Genomic DNA, 17,965 nt, shown 5'->3' with positions numbered 1-17,965 from the left:
CTCGCGATCAGCCCTTGGGGATCAGTTTCGCCGCGCAGCGACCGGCGAACGCCGCGTACTGGAAGGCTTCCGGATCCTCCGCCAGGCTGCGCCCCATGGTCGAGAGTCGGACCGGCACATCCTCCAGCGCATCTCGCAGTCCCTTCCCATCGATCTCTGTCAGGACGTGCTCCGTGCCACGCGCCCGACCCGGTGCGATGATCGTGGATTCCACCTGTTCTCGCACCAACGCATGTAAAGAGTTGTAACGGCGGTCGGCGCGCGCGAGGACCGGCAGGTGCACAGGCGTCAGTGTCGCCTGGCCGTAGGTCGTCGACGAGTGATGGGACAGTCCTCGATGGCGGGTCCGCGGATCCGCGCTCGAGACGCGCAGGGTCGCCACGGGAGCCCCGCCGAGCACCGCCGCCGCATGCAGGGATTCGGCGGCCTGGAGGCCGGAGAAGCCCCAGCCGGTGCCGGTGCCGAGATTCCCCGGCCCCTGGATGACGATCGCGACATCGGCGCGGACGACGTGCTTCGCACCCAGCAGGGCCGAATGCACCGTCACCGCCTCGAGGTCACCGCCGAACGACTGCCCGGCGCTGATCACCGCGGCCAGCAGGCCCGCCTCTCGCAGGCGAGCAACGCTGCGGGAGTACGCGGCGGGAAGAGCGGCGCCATCGGTGTGCACATAGGCGATCCGTGCGCCGTGGCGCTGGGCACGGATGCCCGCGATGAGCGCCGGCAGGGAGGAGTGGAGATCCGCGACCACGACAGGCATTCCGGCCACGTCGCGCGCGTCACGGATCGTGTCGTAGTGCTCACCGTCGGGATCATCGATCGCATCGACCATGGTCTGCATCGGGGTGTAGCGGGCCTTGACCATGTGGCCGGTGACTTTCTGGGCCGCCGGCAGCTCGTCGAGGCGAGCGACCACCAGGCCATCGCCACCGGTGCCCAGCTCGCGGCGCAGGGCGTTGGTGTTCAGCAGTACCCGCTCTCCGCGCGATGGAGTCCCCGTGAGCTCGGGATACGCGATCGCCGTGATCGTCTCGGAGGTGTCGTCCAGCTCGACCAGAAGCCGTTCCACGCCCCGCCAGGACGACTTCTCCCCGGTGACAGTTCCCCGTTCCCATTGCAGCATGGGTCCAGCCTAGGGCTGCGGAGTCGATGAGGCGGCTACCCTGGCCAGGTGGCAACCAAGAGTGTGGAAAGAATGCTCAACGTCATCATGACGATCGGATCGCGCCGTCGCATAGACCGCGCGAAGCTCTTCGCCGTGATCCCCGACTACGCGCACGCGACCTCCGAGCAGGCCGCCGAGCGCATGTTCGAGCGCGACAAGGCCGCGATCCTCGAGCTCGGACTGCCGTTGGTCACCGATCGCGACGTGCTGGACGAGAACACCGTCTATTACCGGATCGATGCTGCGGAGGCCGGTGCCGTCCTCGACCTCACCACGGCGGAGTACACGGTGCTGCTGGCCGCGAGCCGCGCCTGGGACGATGCCGCGGCCGGGGGAGCGGCCCGTCGGGTGCGCTCCAAGCTGCTCAGCCTCGGCCATGACGCGGATCCGGACCTGCTGCGGCGCACCCCGCGCGGCGCCGTCGAGTCCCTGCCCGTGCTGTCCCCACTGCTCGAGGCTGTCACCTCGGCGCGATCGGTGCGCTTCACCTACCGGGGCACCCACGGCGCCGCTGCAGAGCGCTTCGTGGAGCCCTGGGTGGTGGGCGTCCACGACGGTCACTGGTACGTGCACGGCTGGGACCGCGACCGCGCAGCCCCGCGGCTCTTCCGCGCCTCCCGGATCGAGTCGTTCCCCACGGAGGGTCCGCCCGCGACGGCGTCCCGCCCCGAGCAGACCGACCTCGCGACCGTGCTCGCGGCCATGCACGACAGTGATGACCGCGACCGGGCCGTCGTCCGGGCCGCACCGTTCAAGGCCCTGGCTCTGCGCGACCGCTCCGGGGCGGCCATGGACGCGGAGCGCTTCACCCTGCCGGTGCTGCCGCGCCCCGCCGCACGCCGCCTGGCCCTTGCGAACATCCGCTGGCTCGAGCTGCTCGAGCCCTCCCCGTGGCGCACCGAACTCGCCGAGGTCCTCACCGCCATCGCCGCAGCACACAGCGGCGCCGCCGACACCGGCGCCGTGGCGGCCGCGACCGTGCGGCCGGAGCCGCGGATCCGCACCACGCCCACCGGCAACGACACACTCTCCCGGCTGATCTCCGAGGCGTCCTACGTGATGAGTCGCGGCGAGGTCGATCTCGCCGAGCTGTCCGCTGCACTCGGGGTCTCGGAGAAGCAGCTCATCACCGACCTGCAGGTGCTGTTCGTCTGCGGCGACATGGGGACCGGCTGGGAGGACCTGATCGAGGCGGAATGGGAACACGGCACCGTGCGCGTGCGCAACGCGGAGCCCCTGCGTCGAGCCCTGCGTCTGAGCGCCGTGGAGATCACCGCCCTGCTGGCCGGTCTCGCAGCACTCGAGCCCTCCGCGGGGGAGGCGGAGTCCATCGTCGCGAGCGCCCGGAGGAAGCTCTTGGCCGGCGCGACGAGCACCGATGCCTCCGCCGCGCAGCCGCCCACCCGCACCGAGCTCGCCGAGGCTGCCGCCGTGGACGAGATGGCCTCCCGCACCGCCGACCGCGCCGAGACCGTGCTCTCCGCGGTCCACCGCGCCCTGCAGACCGAGGCCGACGACGAGAACGCTCACCTGACGATCCGCTACTCCTCCACAGACCGTGCGGGCACGAGCGTGCGTCGGATCCGCCCGGTGCGGATCGAGACCGACGGGGCACGGTCCTACCTGCTCGCGCACTGCGAGCTCGCAGAGGCAGAACGGCGTTTCCGACTGGATCGGATCGTGGAACTGCTGCCGACCGGGACCGAGCAGGAGCGTGCGGAGGCCGGCGACGGCCCCCGCCTCGAGGGCCGCGAGGCCGGCGACGTCTGGCTGCGCCTGGACCCGCCGGGCCGCTGGGTCGCCGAATCCTTCGCCGCCGCAGAACTGCGCGATGGCCAGGACGGCGTGACCTTCGCACGCCTGGACCGCCCGGTCCGCGCCGCCCTCGTGGACGCCGTGCTGGAATCTTCCGGAGCGGTCGAGGTGGTCTCCCCGCGTGAGCTGAGAGACACGATCGTGACCGTGGCACAGGTCGCAGGCGTACGTCACACTCAGGCGTAGCCGGTATTCTTGATCTGCCCGCCGCACGGTGGGTCCAGCCGCTTGCCGAGCGGTCCGTCAAGCGCCCCGTCCGTTGTGGGATGATGTGCGCGCCCGTGCAAGATCGCGGCGCTGTTGAAAGGGTCTTCCATGAATCTGTTCCGCAACCCCTGGGCGATCGTCATCGTCGTGCTGATCGTCGTGCTGCTGTTCGGCGCGAACAAGCTCCCCGGTCTCGCTCGCAACATGGGGAAGTCCATGCGCATCTTCAAGTCCGAGGTCGAGGAGATGCGCGGCGACGAGAAGAAGGATGAGGACGACGAGGTCGACGAGCCTCGTGCCCGGTCCTCCCGCGATGAACGCGGCGACGACAGCCGCGCCCGCGATGACCGTCCCGCCCGTGATGATCGCGAGTACGATCCCCGCGACGACGTCGATCGCGAGCCCGTCCGTCCGCGCGAGGACGGCGACTCCTACCGTCGCGACTGAGCATCTCGTCGCTGGATGACGTCGTGGAGTCCGGGCGAGAGATCGCCCGGACCCAGAACGCTGGGAGGAAGCTGACCCGTGGCGAGTGATACGCAGGGACGCGAGCAGGCCAAGAGGGGCCGCTCGTCCAAGGACCCCGAAGGTCGCATGGCCCTCGGGGCGCACCTCGTCGAGCTGCGCAATCGTCTGATCATCAGCGCTGTCGCGGTGTTGCTCCTCTCGATCGTCGGCTGGCTCGCCTACGAGCAGGTCTTCGAGGCGCTCAAGCGTCCGTTCACCCTCGCGGCAAACCAGGGCCTGCCTGCATCCCTCAACTTCCGGGGCGTGGGAACCGGACTCAACGTTCGGCTGCAGATGTCCGCGTACGTCGGGCTGATCCTGTCCTCGCCGGTGATCATGCTGCAGATCTGGCTGTTCGTCATGCCGGGCCTGCACAAGGGGGAGCGCAAGTACGCGATCGGCTTCTTCGGTGCCGCGATCCCGCTGTTCTTCATCGGCTGCGCTTCCGGCTACTGGGCCGTGAACCAGCTGGTCCCGGTGCTGCTGAGCTTCACGCCCCAGACCGACCAGGTCGATCAGCTGATCGGGTACGACGAGTACCTGAACCTCCTGGTCAAAACCATGCTCGCCTTCGGCATCGCCTTCGTGATCCCGGTCGTCATGGTGCTGCTGAACTTCCTCGGCCTCGTCCGCGGCAAGACGATGCTCAAGGGCTGGCGCTGGATCATCTTCATCAGCGTGCTCTTCACCGCGATCATGGTGCCGACCCCCGAGCCGATCACGCTGCTGGCCATGTCCGGCGCGATGGCGAGCCTCTTCTTCTCCGCCATCGTCGTCGCCCTCATCCACGATCGTCGCCTGGGCGTGGATGGTGAGGACGCCGATCTCGACGACGACGAGGCCAGCCGGATCGACGATGAGGTCGAGTCGGTCGATGGCCCCTCCAGCCTCGATGAGGACGACGGCAGGTGAGCAGGCTGCGGGTGGGGCTGCTCTCGAACCCGACAGCAGCCCTCGGCACCGCGCACCGGGTGGGACGGCAGGTCGGCCATCTCCTGCGTCTGGCCGGCATCTCCGTGGTCGACATCTCCGGCCCGTCGGCGCGAGTCGCGCGGGCCCGGGCCGAAGAGGTCCGCGACACCCTGACCGCGCTCGTCGTGGTCGGCGGGGACGGCACCGTCTCGCTCGGAGCGGAGATCGTGGCAGGTACCCCTGTGCGCCTGGGCATCGTGCCTGCCGGGAGCGGCAACGACTTCGCGCGGGCCCTCGGTCTGCCCCTGAACGATCCTGAGGAATCCACCCGAGCCCTGCTGCATGCCCTGTCCCGCCCGGTGGTCGCGATCGACGCGATCGAGATCACTGCCGCCGCCGGGGGGAACGCGCCGCCGCACCGCTCGATCGCGCTCGGCAATGTCAATCTCGGCTTCGACGCACTGGTCAACGCGCGGGCCAATACCTCCCGTCGCGGGCCCACCTTCCGGTACACCACCGCCGTGCTGCGAGAGCTGCCCGCCTTCCACCCGTTGCCGTACTGGATCGAGGTGGACGGCGGGCAGCGCCAGGACCTCGACGCGACCCTGGTGACGCTCAGCAACTCAGGATTCTTCGGCGGCGGGATGAATATCGCCCCCCAGGCCCGTCTGGACGACGGATCCCTCGAGCTGATCACGCTCGAGAAGGTCGGCCGGGCAGAGCTCTTGCGCTTCTTCCCGCGGGTCTTCCGCGGCACCCACACCACCGTGGACGGATTCACCATCCGGCCCGTCCGCGAGGTGACGGTCGGTCTGCGCCACGGGCGGGCCGTGCGTTCCTACGCCGACGGCGAGGCCCGTTCCCTGCTTCCCCTGACCGCCCGCATACTGCCCGGAGCAGTGCGATTGCTCGCCGACCTCTCCGCCCCGAGCGACGACGCCGACAGCGCGTCCGAAGGAGCCCCGTGAGCTCACCCGCCGAGAAGTACGCCAGCTGGGCGGCCGAGCAGCAGCTCGCCGGATCCGAGCTCAGCGTCTTCGCCACCCGCTACGACTTCGCCCTGGACCACTTCCAGCTCACCGGGTGTCGCGTGCTCGAGAGCGGCAGCTCCGTCCTGGTCGCCGCCCCGACCGGCGCGGGCAAGACCGTCGTCGGCGAGTTCGCCGTCCACCTGGCTCTCTCCCAGGGCCGCAAGGTCTTCTACACCGCACCCATCAAGGCGCTGTCGAACCAGAAGTACGGCGAGCTGGTGGACTGGCTCGGAGGCGATCGGGTGGGCCTGCTCACCGGGGACACCTCGATCCACCCCGACGCCGACGTCGTGGTGATGACCACCGAGGTCCTGCGCAACATGCTGTATGCAGATTCCTCCCGGCTCGACGGTCTGGGCTTCGTGGTCATGGACGAAGTGCACTACCTCGCCGATCGGCTGCGCGGCCCGGTCTGGGAGGAGGTCATCATCCACCTCCATGCCTCGGTGCAGCTGGTGGCCCTCTCCGCGACCGTCTCCAACGCCGAGGAGTTCGGGGCCTGGCTGCAGGAGGTGCGCGGCTCCACGGAGATCGTCGTCTCCGAGACCCGCCCGGTCCCGCTCTGGCAGCACGTGATCATCGGCGATGAGCTCATGGATCTCTTCGTCGACGCGGATGGCGAAGCCGTCGTCTCCCATGGCCCCGGCGTCCGGGGGGATCGTCAGGTCAACCCCGAGATCGAACGCGTCACCTCGTTCTCGCTCCCGGTGGACGAGCGCTCCGGAGGGGGCAGGGGCCGCACTCCCGGCGGCCGCAAGGGGAACAGCGGCCGGCACCGGCCTCGCGGTTCCGGCCAGCACAAGCCGCCCCACAAGCGCAAGGGCGGTGGCCGCGGCGCGTACTCGGGCAGCGGATACTCCGGCGGAGCGGACCGCAGCGGCGCCTCCCGCAGCAGCGCCGCCCCAGGCGGCGGTGCCCCGCGCCCGATGCGTCGACCCGAGGTCATCGGCCTGCTCGACGACGCCGCTCTGCTGCCGGCGATCATGTTCATCTTCTCCCGGGCAGGCTGCGAGGGCGCGGTGCAGCAGTGCGCCCGCGCCCGTCTGCGTCTGACCGACGAGGCCGAACGTCGCGAGATCCGGGCCGTGCTCGACGCACGGCTCGAAGGCATCGGCATCGAGGACGAGGAGGTGCTGGGGATCCCCGCCTTCCGCCGCGCCGTGATGAACGGCTACGGCGCCCACCACGCCGGGATCCTCCCGGTGCTCAAGACAGTGGTCGAGGAGCTCTTCGCCCGCGGGCTCCTCAAGGCTGTCTTCGCCACCGAGACCCTGGCGCTCGGCATCAACATGCCTGCCCGCTCCGTGGTCCTGGAGAAGCTGGTCAAGTTCAACGGGGTCGACCATGCCGATCTCACGCCCGGGGAATACACCCAGCTGACAGGGCGTGCGGGCCGTCGGGGGATCGACACCGAAGGCCATGCGGTCGTCCTCGCCGGCCCCCGATTCGACGCCCATGCCGTGGGCTCCCTGGCGTCCCGTCGCACCTACCCGCTGCGCTCCGCCTTCCGGCCCACCCCGAACATGGCCGTGAATCTGCTGGACCGCTTCGACCTCTCCCGGGCGCGCGAGACCCTCGAGACGAGCTTCGCCCAGTTCCAGACCGACCGCTCCGTGGTGGGCCTGGCCCGGCGCGCGCGGGAGCTCGAGGACACCGCGGACTCGTACCGCGAGGCCGTCACCTGCGACCGTGGCGACCTGCTGGAATACGCCGGCATCCAGGAACGGATCTCCGACCGCGAGAAGTCACTGTCCCGTGCCCGTGCGGACGCGGACCGCGATCGCACCCGCACCGTGCTCGGCTCCCTGCAGCGCGGAGAGGTGATCGCCCTGCCGGGCGGGAAGCGTCGCGGATACGCCGTCGTCCTGGACGTGGATCGCTCCGTGCTCGGGGGCCCGCAGGTGGACCTGCTGGACACCGAGGGCCGTCGCCGCAGCCTGCGCCCCGGGGACGTCCCGTCACCGCCAGCGGTCATCGACGCACTCCGCCTCCCGCCGCAGGACTCTCTCGGCAGCGGCAAAGTCCGCAAGGACACCGCCGGGGCCCTGAGGCGACGACTGGCCGGCCACGATGACGACGCGCGCCGAGAGGTCCGGGCACGCGCCGAGCGCTCCGCATCCACCGCCGCGACCGATGAGGCTCTGCTGGAACTGCGCGCCGCGCTGCAGGCGCATCCCTGCGCCGACTGCCCGGAGCTGTCCTCCCACCTGCGCTGGGTGGGTCGCTGGCGCAAGGCCCGCCTGGACCTGGACGGCGTCCAGCGCCGGATCCAGGGACGCACCAGCTCCCTCGCCCGGCAGTTCGATCGCCTCGCCGATCTGCTGGTGGAACTGGGATACCTCGAGCGGGCCGGTGAGGAGCTGCATCCCACCAGCAGCGGGTTGCGTCTGCGCCGTCTGTTCAGCGATCGCGACCTGCTGATCGCCCAGTGCATCGAGCACGGTGCCTGGCAGGGGCTCGATGCCGCTGGCCTGGCCGCGGTCGTCTCGGCCGCCGTCCATGAGGCACGACGCGACGACCGCGCCCCGGAGGTCATCCCGGATCCCGCGGTCGACGCCGCCCTGGCGACCTCGACCCGTATCGCCGTCGAGCTGCAGTCCGCGCAGACCCGCCACGGGCTCGACCCGACACCTCCGCCGGATCCGACGAACGCCGCGATCGTGCACCGCTGGGCGCGGGGAGCGCACTTCGCCGAGGCCCTCGATGGCAGCGATCTGCCTCCCGGAGATTTCGTGCGCCACTGCCGACAGATCATCGACCTGCTGGACCAGCTCACCGCTGATGAGGTTCTCGGCCCCGTCGCCCGCGCTGCCGTCCGCGCCGTGCGCCGCGGGATCGTGGCCCAGGAGATCGACCGATGAGCGTTCTCCCAGGCGGGCGCGAGACCCTGGGACGCGTGACCGAGAACGACCGCACCGCCCAGCAGCCGGCCCAGCCCACCTCGCCCGTGCTCTACACCGGCATCGTGCTCTACAGCAATCAGGACCCTGAGGCGTCCGCGATGCTGGTCGCGGACGGTCTGATCGCCTGGACCGGCCCCGAGGACACCGCTCGCATGATCCATGGGGATGCCGAGATCGTCGACGCCACCGGGTGCCTGATCACCCCTGGATTCGTGGATGCGGCCGCCACTGCCGACGGCGCCGCGGCCGACCCCGCGCAGGATGCGGCCGCTGCCGCTCGCGGCATCGTGCTGCGTCTGCCCGGGCCCACCGGGGAGCGAGAGGGAGTCCAGGTGCTCGCACCTGTCACCGAGGACGCCGATTACCTCGATCTGCTCGCCGCGGGCACGCCGCTGGCCTTCGGCTCGGGCGGTCAGGACCCCGGCGCTGATCCCTGGGACTGGGTGCGCGGGGCGACCCGCCGACCCGCAGCCGACCAGCGCATCAGTGATCGCGCCGCCTTCCTCGCCGCCACCCGCGGAGGCCAGCGCGTGGCCGGGAGGCGCCATCCGGGTTCCCTGCAGACCGGGATCGAGGCGACGTTCGTGGTGTGGGAGCCCTGGGACCTCACCGTCCAGTCCCGCGCAGAACGCGTCGACTCCTGGTCCACCGATCCGCGGGCCCGCACCCCGTTGCTGCCCGATCTCGACCAGGGCACTCCGCGCGCACTGCGCACCGTGGTCGACGGGACGCCCGTCCACGATCGGCTCGGGCGGGGCCACGGATGACGGCGGCCACCCGGCGGCGTCGCGACGAGTTCGACCCCACCGCCTGGCCCCTCGCGCTGCTGTGCGGCCTCGCCGGCGGGTTCACCGCGCTCCTCGCCTTCCCGCCCTACGGGATGTGGATGCTGCTGCCGGTCTCCCTCGCGCTCCTTCTGGCCGGGCTGCTCGCGCGCAACGTCTGGGTGTCGATCCTGGTGTCGCTGGCCTGGGGCGCGGCGTTCTTCATCCCCCTGACCGCCTGGGCGAACACCTACGCCGGCACCCTGCCGTGGCTCGCGCTGGGCGTCTTCGAGGCGCTGTACATCGTCCTGTTCGGGCTGCTGGCGCGCACCGTGATGCTCCGCCGCGGCCTGTGCCCCACCTCGACGCTCGTGGTCTCGGCGCTCTGGGTCGGGGTCGAGACGCTGCGCAGCCACGCCCCCTGGGGTGGCCTGCCCTGGGGTGCGACCGCCTTCGCCCTGGAAGACTCTCCGCTGCTGAACCTCGGCCCGTGGATCGGGATGGCCGGGCTCGCCTTCGTCGTCGCGCTGCTGGGCCAGATGCTCCTGCACGGCGCGCTCTCGCTCCTGGGGCGTCGTCATCGCGGGCTCATCGGCTTCGCCGGCGTCTGGCCGCTCGCGGTCGCGGTCGCCGCGATCCTGGCTACGGTGGTCGTCCCCTCGCCGGTCAACCGCGCTCCCGCCGATCGCCCGACGATGACCGTCGCCGGCATCCAGGGCTCGATGGAGAAGATCGACCCGGCCGCGCTCACCATGCCGGAGGGCGTGTTCGACAACCATCTCGACGTCACCCGGTCCACGATCGAGCAGGCCAGCAGCGAGGGCCGGCAGCTGGATCTGATCGTCTGGCCCGAGGACTCCACCGGCTACGACCCGCGCCAGGATCCCTGGTTGGCCCAACAGCTGACCGCGGCGTCCACGGACGCTGATGCACCGATCCTCATCGGTACCCAGATTGCGGTGGGGGAGACCCAGCGACTGAACCAGTCGGTGCTGTACACCCCCGACGGATCCACCCCATACGTCTATTCGAAGCGGCACCCGGTGCCCTTCGGCGAGTTCATCCCGTTCCGGGGCTTCTTCGGCGCGCTCAGCGACAAGGTCGACCTGATCTCACGGGACATGATCCCCGGCGAGGACGTCGGGGTGATGGACATGAACTCACTCGGGCAGGGCGAGGACTCCGTCGGCGTGCTGATCTGCTTCGAGATCGCGTACGACAATCTCGTCGGCGACGTCGTCCGGGACGGCGCCGAGGTGATCGTGGTGCAGTCCAACAATGCGCTGTTCGGGGATTCCGACGAGGCCATCCAGCAGCTCGCGGAGGCGAGAGTCATGGCCGTCGTCTCGGGTCGCAGCGTCGTGCACGTCTCGACGGTCGGCCATTCGGCGATCTTCACTCCCGAGGGTCGCCGGCTCGACTTCGTCGACCACTGGGAGCAGGGCTCGGTCCTCGCCGAGGTGCCGCTGCGCACCGGGATCACCCCGGCTGTCGCCGCGGGACCGTGGATCCCACTCGGCATCTCCGCCGTCGGCCTGGCAGGATTCCTCGCCGCCCTGGCCAGCAGCCGGCGCGCGCTCACCCCGACCCCGCGCCGTCGGAAGACGGACTGATCATGCATCCCTCCATCGCCCCGCTCCCGCCGACCCTCGTCGTGATCCCCACCTACGACGAACGAGAGGCGCTCCCGGGCACGCTTGCCCGGGTGCGAACCGCCGTCCCTGCGGCGCATGTCCTGGTGGTCGACGATTCCTCGCCGGATGGCACCGGGCAGTGGGCAGAGGCGGTCGCCGCGCGCGATCAGAACGTCCATGTCCTGCACCGTGCGGGCAAAGAAGGACTCGGCCCCGCCTACCTGGCGGGATTCGCGTGGGGACTCGCCCGCGACTACGAGCAGCTGGTGGAGATGGACGCCGACGCCTCCCATCGCCCCGAGCAGCTGCCCTCGCTGCTGGAGGCCGTGCGCCGCGGCGCTGATCTCGCGATCGGTTCTCGCTGGGTGCCAGGAGGTCGTGTGCACGACTGGCCGGTGACGCGTCAGGTCCTCTCCCGCGGCGCCAACCTCTACGTGCGCGCGCTGATGGGGCTCGGGGTGCAGGATGCGACGGCGGGCTACCGGGTCTTCCGTGCTGCTCTGCTGCGTCGACTGATCACCGGTGACATCGCCTCGCAGGGGTACTGCTTCCAAGTCGACATGACTCGGCGGGCCCGCGACGAGGGTGCCGTGATCACCGAGGTACCGATCGATTTCGACGAGCGCACGGAAGGGGTCAGCAAGATGTCCCCGCGCATCGTGCGAGAAGCACTCGTGCTGGTGACGCTCTGGGGACTCTCACGCCGCACCCAGCAGCTTCTCGACCGGCTGCGTTAGTCTGGCGACCTTCGAGGGCCACAGGAAGGGATCTCGCATGAGCACAGCACCGGGCACCGACCCGCGCCCCACCCCGGGCACCTCCTCACCGAAACAGTCGCCGTCGCGATGGGGCACGCTGATCCCGCTCGCGATCGTCGTCCTCGGCCTCCTCGAGCTCGCGATCCTCGTGCTCATCGGCGTCAACACCAGTCTGTGGTGGTCGGTGCTGATCATCGTCGTGGGCTGGATCATCGCCGTCGCCCTGGTCGTCACCGCCGGACAGCAGTCCTTCGTGCGGCTGCGCTCCCTGGTCCATGCCATGCGCGGTCGCGGAGACATCAAGGACCACCTCTCGCGTCCCGCCTTCACGCTGATGTCGGCCGTGCTCTTCTTCTTCCCGGGTCTGCTCACCGATCTCCTCGGGCTCGTCCTGCTGCTGACCCCCGTGCAGCGCAAGTCCGTGCAGGCGATGGGGCTGGGCGATGGATCGGCCGGTGCCCGTCGGGTCCTCTACCGCCGTACGAACAGCGGAGTCATCGACGGAGAGATCATCCTGGAGGCCGAGAAGCCCTCGCACGAGGGCAGGACTCCTCCCACCCTGTCCCAGGATTGAGAACCGGCGGCACCTGCCGCACCGACGAGAACGCCCCCGCTCCGCCGATCGGCGGGACGGGGGCGTTCTCGTCGGTGGACGCGTCGGATCAGAGGTTACGACGCTGGTGCAGCTTGCCCGCGCGCAGCAGCGCGAGACGCTGGTCGAGAAGGACCTGGAGATCCTCCTCGCTGCGACGCTCCAGGAGCATGTCCCAGTGGGTGCGCACCGGCTTGCCGGGCTTCATCTCCGGTCGCTCGTGGTCGCGCAGCAGCGCGGACGCGCCGCAACGGCACTCCCACACGGCCGGGACATCGGCCTCCACCGAGAAGGGGAGCACGATGTGGTGGCCGTTGGGGCAGTCGTAGATGGACTCTTGACGGGGTGCGGCGAGGACGCCTTCGTCGGTCTCCATGGAGAGGGAGCCCAATCGGGTGCCTCGCAGGCTTCGGCTGCTCATACGGTTCTCGCTTCCTGCCAGGGGATAGAGGGCGGGCGGAATCCCGCCCGGTGAGGTCTATGAGATGGCAACGCTCGGGGGACCGGATTTGTTCCGGACTCTCACGCCTCCGCCGTGTGCGGGCCGCGACAGCGCGTGAGGTCTTCTCATGCGCCGTCGAGCAGCTCGGAGAGCAGATCGACGCGATTGGTGATGATACCATCTGCGCCCTTGACCAGGAGATTCTGCATGGTCAGGGGGCTGTCGACAGTCCACACGTGCACTTCGCAGCCTGCGCGGTGCGCCGCGGCGATGTTCGCGTCGGTGACGACCGGGTAGCCCTGGTAGCTCTCGGGGACCTGGAGGGCGCCGTAGGGGGCGAGGAGCCTGCGGATCGCGGCGTCGGGCGCCTCGACCGCGCGCGCCGCCAGGAAAGCGGCCATCACGCCGCGCGAGGCGCTGCGCACCGGCAGGATGCCGGTCGCCGCGTGCACCGTCCGGACCGTCTTGCGCACGACGGCGCCGTCGAAGCCTCCCACGCAGACACGGTCGGCGCTGCGGGTACGGGCGATCGCCGCGACAGCCGGCCCGATCGCGGAGGGCGCCTTGACATCGATGTTGACCGGGACGTCTCGGAACGTGTCCAGGACGTCCTCCAGCATCGCCAAGGGCTCATCGCCGGCCAGCCGCACCGACCCGGCCTCTGCGGCCGTCAGCTCGCCGATCCGCCGGCGATCGCCGGCGAGACGCCACAGGTCCTCGTCGTGCACGGCGAGAGCCAACCCGTCGACGGTGGCGTGGGTGTCCGTCTCCAGCATGTCCGCCCCGGCGGTGATGGCCGCCTCGAAGGCGCGCATCGTGTTCTCGGCTCCGTCGAGCGCGAGCCCGCGGTGGGCGATACGGCGCGGGCGCGGCCCCGGCAGGAATCGGGACGTGGGGGCCCCGCTGCGGTCAGTGGCCCTGGTGATCGATGAGGGCATCCTCTTCCTCCTCGTCCTGGCTGCGACGCCGGGAATGGGTTGCCCGGCGCGGTCGATGTGCGGTGGTGTCATGCGAAGCGCTGCGGCGCTCCTCGTCGTCCGGGTCGTGGTACGGGTCGTCGTCCGTGTCGAGGTCCTGGAGAGTACGACGGGTGCGATATATCCAGGCGACCGGGAAGAACAGCGCGAAGACCCACCACTGGAAAGCGTAGGACAGGTGCGGGCCGAGCGAGGTGTCCGGTTCCGGCAGCGCCGCCGGGCGCGGCGAGGCGGGATCCTCCTCGGCGAGATCACCGTACGCGCCGTCGACCAGGACGGAGTCGTCCTCGGGCAGCAGCTCAGCGATCTGCGGGGGGTTCACGGAGTGGACCTGACCGGGCGGGTTCTCCCGATCGAGCATCGGCTCGGCAGGACGCAGCCGTACGGTGATCGCCAACTCCCCCTCGGGGACCGGAGGCGGATCCGCGGGGGCCGAGGTCGTGCCCTGCGAACCCACCCAGCCGCGCACCACGAGCACCGTGGTGCCCTCGTCGGCTCGGAAGGGCACCAACTGCCAGAAGCCGACCTGGCCGGAGACCTGTCGGTTGCGCACGTACAGCACGCACTCCGGATCGGTGCAGTACCTGCCGTCCAGCGCGACCGGGGTCCAGTCGTCGGTGGCGGCGAGGGGTGCGTCGGGGGAGGGGAGCACCTCCGAGAGAGCGACCGGAGGGGCATCGTGGTTCGCGTCGATCACGGCCGCGGAGTCCCGCCTGTCCTCGAAACGTCCGAACTGCCAGAAGCCCAGTCCGACGCAGAGGGCGAAGGCCAGCGTCACCCCGAGCAGGCCCAGAAGCGAGTCGCGGCCGAGCAGGGCACTCCGACGAGACGAACCAGCGGTCATGGAAGAACCGGCGCGGACGCCACGGGTGCTGCTCCCGCCGTCGGGACGCCGTGCACGGACCCGGCGGAGCCGGAGAGCATGCCGGGGAGGTCCTCCACGGCGAAGTCCACCAGCAGCACGAACGTCACGGCGGTCAGCGCTGCCAGGACGAAGCCGAGCACGGTGACGGTGATCGTCATCCCCAGTCGCAGCCGCGGGCGGTTCTTGACCGGCTTGGCGGGCGGGAATCCGTAGTCCTCGTCCTCCAGGTGGTTCTGGGACCACATGCCGGGGTTGAGCACGGCGACCGGGTACGACTCCACCCGCTTGCGCGGGCGAGCACCGCTGGCGGGTACGCCCTCGGAGTCCTGCAGCGGCGCTTCACCGCGACCGATGGGCTCCTGCGGCAACCACAGCCGCCACCCCGCCGGAACCGGCCCCCAGGAGTACTGGGGGCGGAGATCCGCCGGCGGGATCCAGCCGTCGTGCGGTGGCTCCGGCCAGTTCGGTGGAGGATTGAAACGCGTGGTCACGCAGGAACGTCCCAGGTGTACACGTCGACGTAGTTGTCGTACTGGAGCGTCATGCCCGCGGCACGCTTGGGTGCGAAGAGCTTCGTGATCGTGTAACTCTCGCCCTTCGTGAACTCGTAGGACGAGTCGTAGTCGAGCCCTGAATCGGCGAGTGCGTAGGTCTCGGTCGCGTCCTCGACCGCGCCGCCGTACGGCGTCATGACCTCGAAGTAGAAGGAGGGGAAGTCCATCTGGCCCTCGGTGACCGTCATCTCCGCGGTCATGACCAGGTACTCGCCGTTCGGACTGGGCTCGACGGTGCCGCCGTACATGCTGGGCAGCTCCTCGGCAGGAACCCAGGCCATGTGGACGGCGACCGTGCCGGCACCGTTCTCGCCGATGACGTCCTTCGCCTCGGCGGACGGGTCGATGGTCGGCAGCGCGGTGGTCGGGTCGGGGGACTCGGCTCCTTCGGTAGCTTCCTCCTCCTGCGTCGTCTCCTCCTCGTCGGCCGACTCCTCCTGGGTGGTGGTCTGGCCTTCTCCACCGGCAGTCTCGTCGTTGCCGCCGAAGAGGAGGATGCCACCGATCACAGCGATGACCAGCGCCCCGACGAGGAACAGCACGATGCAGCCGACCCACCAGAATCGCGCGATCACGCCCTTCTTCGGGGCCTCGCCCGGGGCCGTGGTCGCGGTCCACCCGTTCGCGGAATCCTGGCCGTATCCCGGAGGGGCCGGGTAGTCGGACGCCGAACCCTGGCCGTACCCCGGAGCCGGAGACTGCTGGCCGTACCCCGGAGCCGGGGACGCCTGGCCATACCCCTGATCGCCGGCGCTCACGGCACCGTACCCCGCAGCGCCTGCGGCACCAGCACCAGCCGCAGCTCCGTATCCCGCGTCCGGCTGGGGCGCCTCGGCGCCCGCGCCGCCGTAGGGGTCGGACTGCACAGGCTCGACCGTCTCATAGGGAGCCTGCTCGTAGGGGGCCTGCTGCGCGAGCCCTGCCTCGAGATCAGGGCCCTGGTACTCGGCGGTCTCGGAGGACGTCCCCTCGGAGACGTCACCATCGGTCGCGGACTCGCCGCTGCTCTGCGCCGGCTCGTTCTGCTCATCGGTATCGGCCACATGTGTGGAATCGTCGGCCCGGCCCTCGGTCACGTCCTCACCGCCGGCGGTGACGGGAGCGGCAGCACCCATGGCGCCCTGCTCGTCCGTCCTGCCGACCCGGGTCGCGTCGTCGTCGGAGGGCTGCTGCGGATCGGTCGGGACGAGTCGGGTGCCATCATCCGCGTCAGGCTCCTGCGGAGCCGCAGATTCCTCAGGTGCGGTGCTCTCCGCCGCAGCGGGCGCGTCGCCCTCGATCCAGAAGTTCCATCCTTCGGGAGCGGGGCCCCATGACGAATCCGGCTGCCAGCCGGGAGGCGGGCTCCAGTTCGGGTCATCGATCGGCCAGTTCGGCGGAGGGTTGAAGCGGTATGCCATCTCAGTAGCACCTTCCCGAGGCTGAAGTTCGTGGACGGGCTTCCCCCAAGAATCCCGACACTGTCTCGCCCCGTATCGTAGAGCACGCAGGTCCGTTGTCCCCACAGTCCCACCAGCAAGGAGCTCAGATGTCCGACGCCACCCCCGAGCCGCGCAGTGTCCTGATCACCGGAGGGAATCGCGGGATCGGTCGCTCCATCGCCGAGGAGTTCCTCCGTCGCGGAGACAAGGTGTCCGTGACCAGCAGGTCCGGCCAGGGAGGGCCCGAGGGCGCGCTCACCGTCGCCGCCGACGTCACCGACGGGGACAGCCTCGATGCCGCGATCAGGACGGCCGAGGAGGCGCACGGACCGATCGACGTCCTGGTGGCCAACGCCGGCGTCACCGATGACCAGCTGCTGCTGCGGATGAGCGACGACTCCTTCGAGACCGTCCTGGACACGAACCTCACCGGGTCCTTCCGCACCATCAAGCGCGTCATCAAGTCCATGATGCGCAAGAAGAAGGGCCGCATCGTGCTGATCAGCTCGGTGGTCGGTCTCTACGGCTCCCCCGGACAGGTCAACTACGCGGCCTCGAAGTCCGGCCTCATCGGCATCGCCCGCGCCATCACCCGCGAGCTCGGCTCGCGCGGCATCACCGCGAACGTCGTCGCCCCGGGGTACATCGACACCGAGATGACGCAGTCGCTGTCCGAGGATCTGCAGGCGAGCTACCGCAAGGCGATCCCTGCCGGGCGTTTCGCCGATCCCGAGGAGGTCGCTCGGGTGGTGGCGTTCGTCGCCAGCGACGACGCGGCCTACATCTCCGGCGCCGTCATCCCCGTCGACGGCGGCCTGGGCATGGGACACTGATCCGGATCCTGGATCGACGAGACCATCCCCGAACGAAGGCGTGAACGCAGCCCCATGTCATCTTCCGACCCCGACAGTCGCCTCCTGCTCCTGATGCGTCACGGCAAGGCGGACAGCGGCTCCGGACAGCCGGACCATGAGCGCCACCTCGCCGAGCGAGGAATCACGCAGGCCCGCCTGGTGGGCGAGTACCTCGACTCCCAGTCGGTGCACCCGGCCCGGGTGCTCGTCTCCGACGCGCTGAGGACCACTCAGACCTGGGACGCGGTGTCCTCCGCGATGCCGGGCTTCGACGGCGTGGTCACGTTCCACGAGGACATCTACAGCGGGGGGATCGGTGAGCTGATCACGGCGCTGCGCGAGGTCCAGGACGAGCACGCGGTGGTCATGGTCATCGGCCACGAGCCGACCATGGCGTCCATGTTGGCGCTGCTCGGGGACGACGAGTCGGATCCGGGCTCGATCGCGCAGGCTCGCCTCGGCCTGCCCACCGGCGCCATGGGCGTCCTGTCCGGGGGATTGGCGCACTGGGCGGACCTCCACGAGGACTCCCTGACGCTGCACACGATCGTGCGCCCGTAGCGT

17 protein-coding genes are annotated in these 17,965 nt (G+C 70.1%); 11 read left to right on the top strand and 6 right to left on the bottom strand.

The window, feature by feature from the left end; translation table 11 throughout:
• Positions 1-7: 7 nt before the first annotated feature.
• Entirely contained in the window at positions 8-1,123 is a 1,116-nt protein-coding gene (locus INT51_RS07275) for a DUF3866 family protein (protein WP_193104539.1), read from the bottom strand.
• A gap of 48 nt (positions 1,124-1,171) precedes the next feature.
• On the opposite strand from INT51_RS07275, the gene INT51_RS07270 reads away from it, so the two are divergent.
• The 9 genes from INT51_RS07270 to INT51_RS07230 all read left to right on the top strand — a co-directional run bounded on the left by INT51_RS07270 (position 1,172) and on the right by INT51_RS07230 (position 12,270).
• Positions 1,172-3,166 (top strand): WYL domain-containing protein, encoded by a 1,995-nt coding sequence (locus INT51_RS07270; RefSeq protein WP_304502106.1) that lies wholly within the window; start codon positions 1,172-1,174, stop codon positions 3,164-3,166.
• A gap of 129 nt (positions 3,167-3,295) precedes the next feature.
• Positions 3,296-3,634 (top strand): Sec-independent protein translocase subunit TatA, encoded by a 339-nt coding sequence (tatA, locus tag INT51_RS07265; RefSeq protein ID WP_193104538.1) that lies wholly within the window; start codon positions 3,296-3,298, stop codon positions 3,632-3,634.
• Between the two features lie 78 nt (positions 3,635-3,712).
• The gene (gene tatC / locus INT51_RS07260) at positions 3,713-4,606 is read left to right on the top strand and encodes a twin-arginine translocase subunit TatC (protein WP_304502105.1); all 894 of its coding nucleotides are present in this window, start codon (positions 3,713-3,715) and stop codon (positions 4,604-4,606) included.
• Positions 4,603-5,574: a diacylglycerol kinase family protein gene (locus INT51_RS07255; protein WP_193104537.1), complete on the top strand. Its 972-nt coding sequence runs from the start codon at positions 4,603-4,605 to the stop codon at positions 5,572-5,574. The genes tatC and INT51_RS07255 overlap by 4 nt, the downstream gene beginning before the upstream one ends.
• Positions 5,571-8,498: an RNA helicase gene (locus INT51_RS07250; protein WP_193104536.1), complete on the top strand. Its 2,928-nt coding sequence runs from the start codon at positions 5,571-5,573 to the stop codon at positions 8,496-8,498. Before INT51_RS07255 ends, INT51_RS07250 begins: the two co-directional genes overlap by 4 nt.
• Positions 8,495-9,307: a hypothetical protein gene (locus tag INT51_RS07245; RefSeq protein WP_226832069.1), complete on the top strand. Its 813-nt coding sequence runs from the start codon at positions 8,495-8,497 to the stop codon at positions 9,305-9,307. Before INT51_RS07250 ends, INT51_RS07245 begins: the two co-directional genes overlap by 4 nt.
• Positions 9,304-10,917 (top strand): apolipoprotein N-acyltransferase, encoded by a 1,614-nt coding sequence (lnt, locus tag INT51_RS07240; RefSeq protein ID WP_193104535.1) that lies wholly within the window; start codon positions 9,304-9,306, stop codon positions 10,915-10,917. The genes INT51_RS07245 and lnt overlap by 4 nt, the downstream gene beginning before the upstream one ends.
• Before the next feature lie 2 nt (positions 10,918-10,919).
• On the top strand, positions 10,920-11,675 hold the full coding sequence (locus tag INT51_RS07235) for a polyprenol monophosphomannose synthase (RefSeq protein ID WP_193104534.1): 756 nt from the start codon (positions 10,920-10,922) through the stop codon (positions 11,673-11,675).
• A gap of 37 nt (positions 11,676-11,712) precedes the next feature.
• Positions 11,713-12,270 carry an FxsA family protein gene (locus tag INT51_RS07230; protein ID WP_193104533.1) on the top strand — a complete coding sequence of 186 codons (558 nt, stop codon included), beginning with the start codon at positions 11,713-11,715 and terminating at the stop codon, positions 12,268-12,270.
• Between the two features lie 88 nt (positions 12,271-12,358).
• On the opposite strand, the gene INT51_RS07225 is transcribed toward INT51_RS07230, so the two are convergent.
• From INT51_RS07225 to INT51_RS07205, 5 genes are all read right to left on the bottom strand, one after another.
• On the bottom strand, positions 12,359-12,709 hold the full coding sequence (locus INT51_RS07225; RefSeq protein WP_193104532.1) for an RNA polymerase-binding protein RbpA: 351 nt from the start codon (positions 12,707-12,709) through the stop codon (positions 12,359-12,361).
• 146 nt (positions 12,710-12,855) lie between these two features.
• Positions 12,856-13,668 carry a glycerophosphodiester phosphodiesterase family protein gene (locus INT51_RS07220; RefSeq protein ID WP_193104531.1) on the bottom strand — a complete coding sequence of 271 codons (813 nt, stop codon included), beginning with the start codon at positions 13,666-13,668 and terminating at the stop codon, positions 12,856-12,858.
• Entirely contained in the window at positions 13,640-14,551 is a 912-nt protein-coding gene (locus INT51_RS07215) for an SURF1 family protein (RefSeq protein WP_193104530.1), read from the bottom strand. The genes INT51_RS07220 and INT51_RS07215 overlap by 29 nt, the downstream gene beginning before the upstream one ends.
• Positions 14,548-15,063, bottom strand: coding sequence for a hypothetical protein (locus INT51_RS07210; protein WP_193104529.1), 516 nt, complete (start codon positions 15,061-15,063; stop codon positions 14,548-14,550). The genes INT51_RS07215 and INT51_RS07210 overlap by 4 nt, the downstream gene beginning before the upstream one ends.
• The gene (locus INT51_RS07205; protein WP_193104528.1) at positions 15,060-16,526 is read right to left on the bottom strand and encodes a hypothetical protein; all 1,467 of its coding nucleotides are present in this window, start codon (positions 16,524-16,526) and stop codon (positions 15,060-15,062) included. Before INT51_RS07205 ends, INT51_RS07210 begins: the two co-directional genes overlap by 4 nt.
• Before the next feature lie 128 nt (positions 16,527-16,654).
• On the opposite strand from INT51_RS07205, the gene INT51_RS07200 reads away from it, so the two are divergent.
• Together INT51_RS07200 and INT51_RS07195 are read left to right on the top strand one after the other, a co-directional pair.
• On the top strand, positions 16,655-17,380 hold the full coding sequence (locus INT51_RS07200; protein ID WP_193104527.1) for a beta-ketoacyl-ACP reductase: 726 nt from the start codon (positions 16,655-16,657) through the stop codon (positions 17,378-17,380).
• Positions 17,381-17,434: 54 nt separating this feature from the next.
• The gene (locus INT51_RS07195; protein ID WP_193104526.1) at positions 17,435-17,962 is read left to right on the top strand and encodes a histidine phosphatase family protein; all 528 of its coding nucleotides are present in this window, start codon (positions 17,435-17,437) and stop codon (positions 17,960-17,962) included.
• Positions 17,963-17,965 lie beyond the last annotated feature (3 nt).

Origin of the sequence: Brachybacterium sp. FME24 (assembly GCF_014897705.1) — a bacterium.
GTDB lineage: Bacteria > Actinomycetota > Actinomycetes > Actinomycetales > Dermabacteraceae > Brachybacterium.
This window is presented reverse-complemented; position numbering and strand designations above follow the sequence as displayed.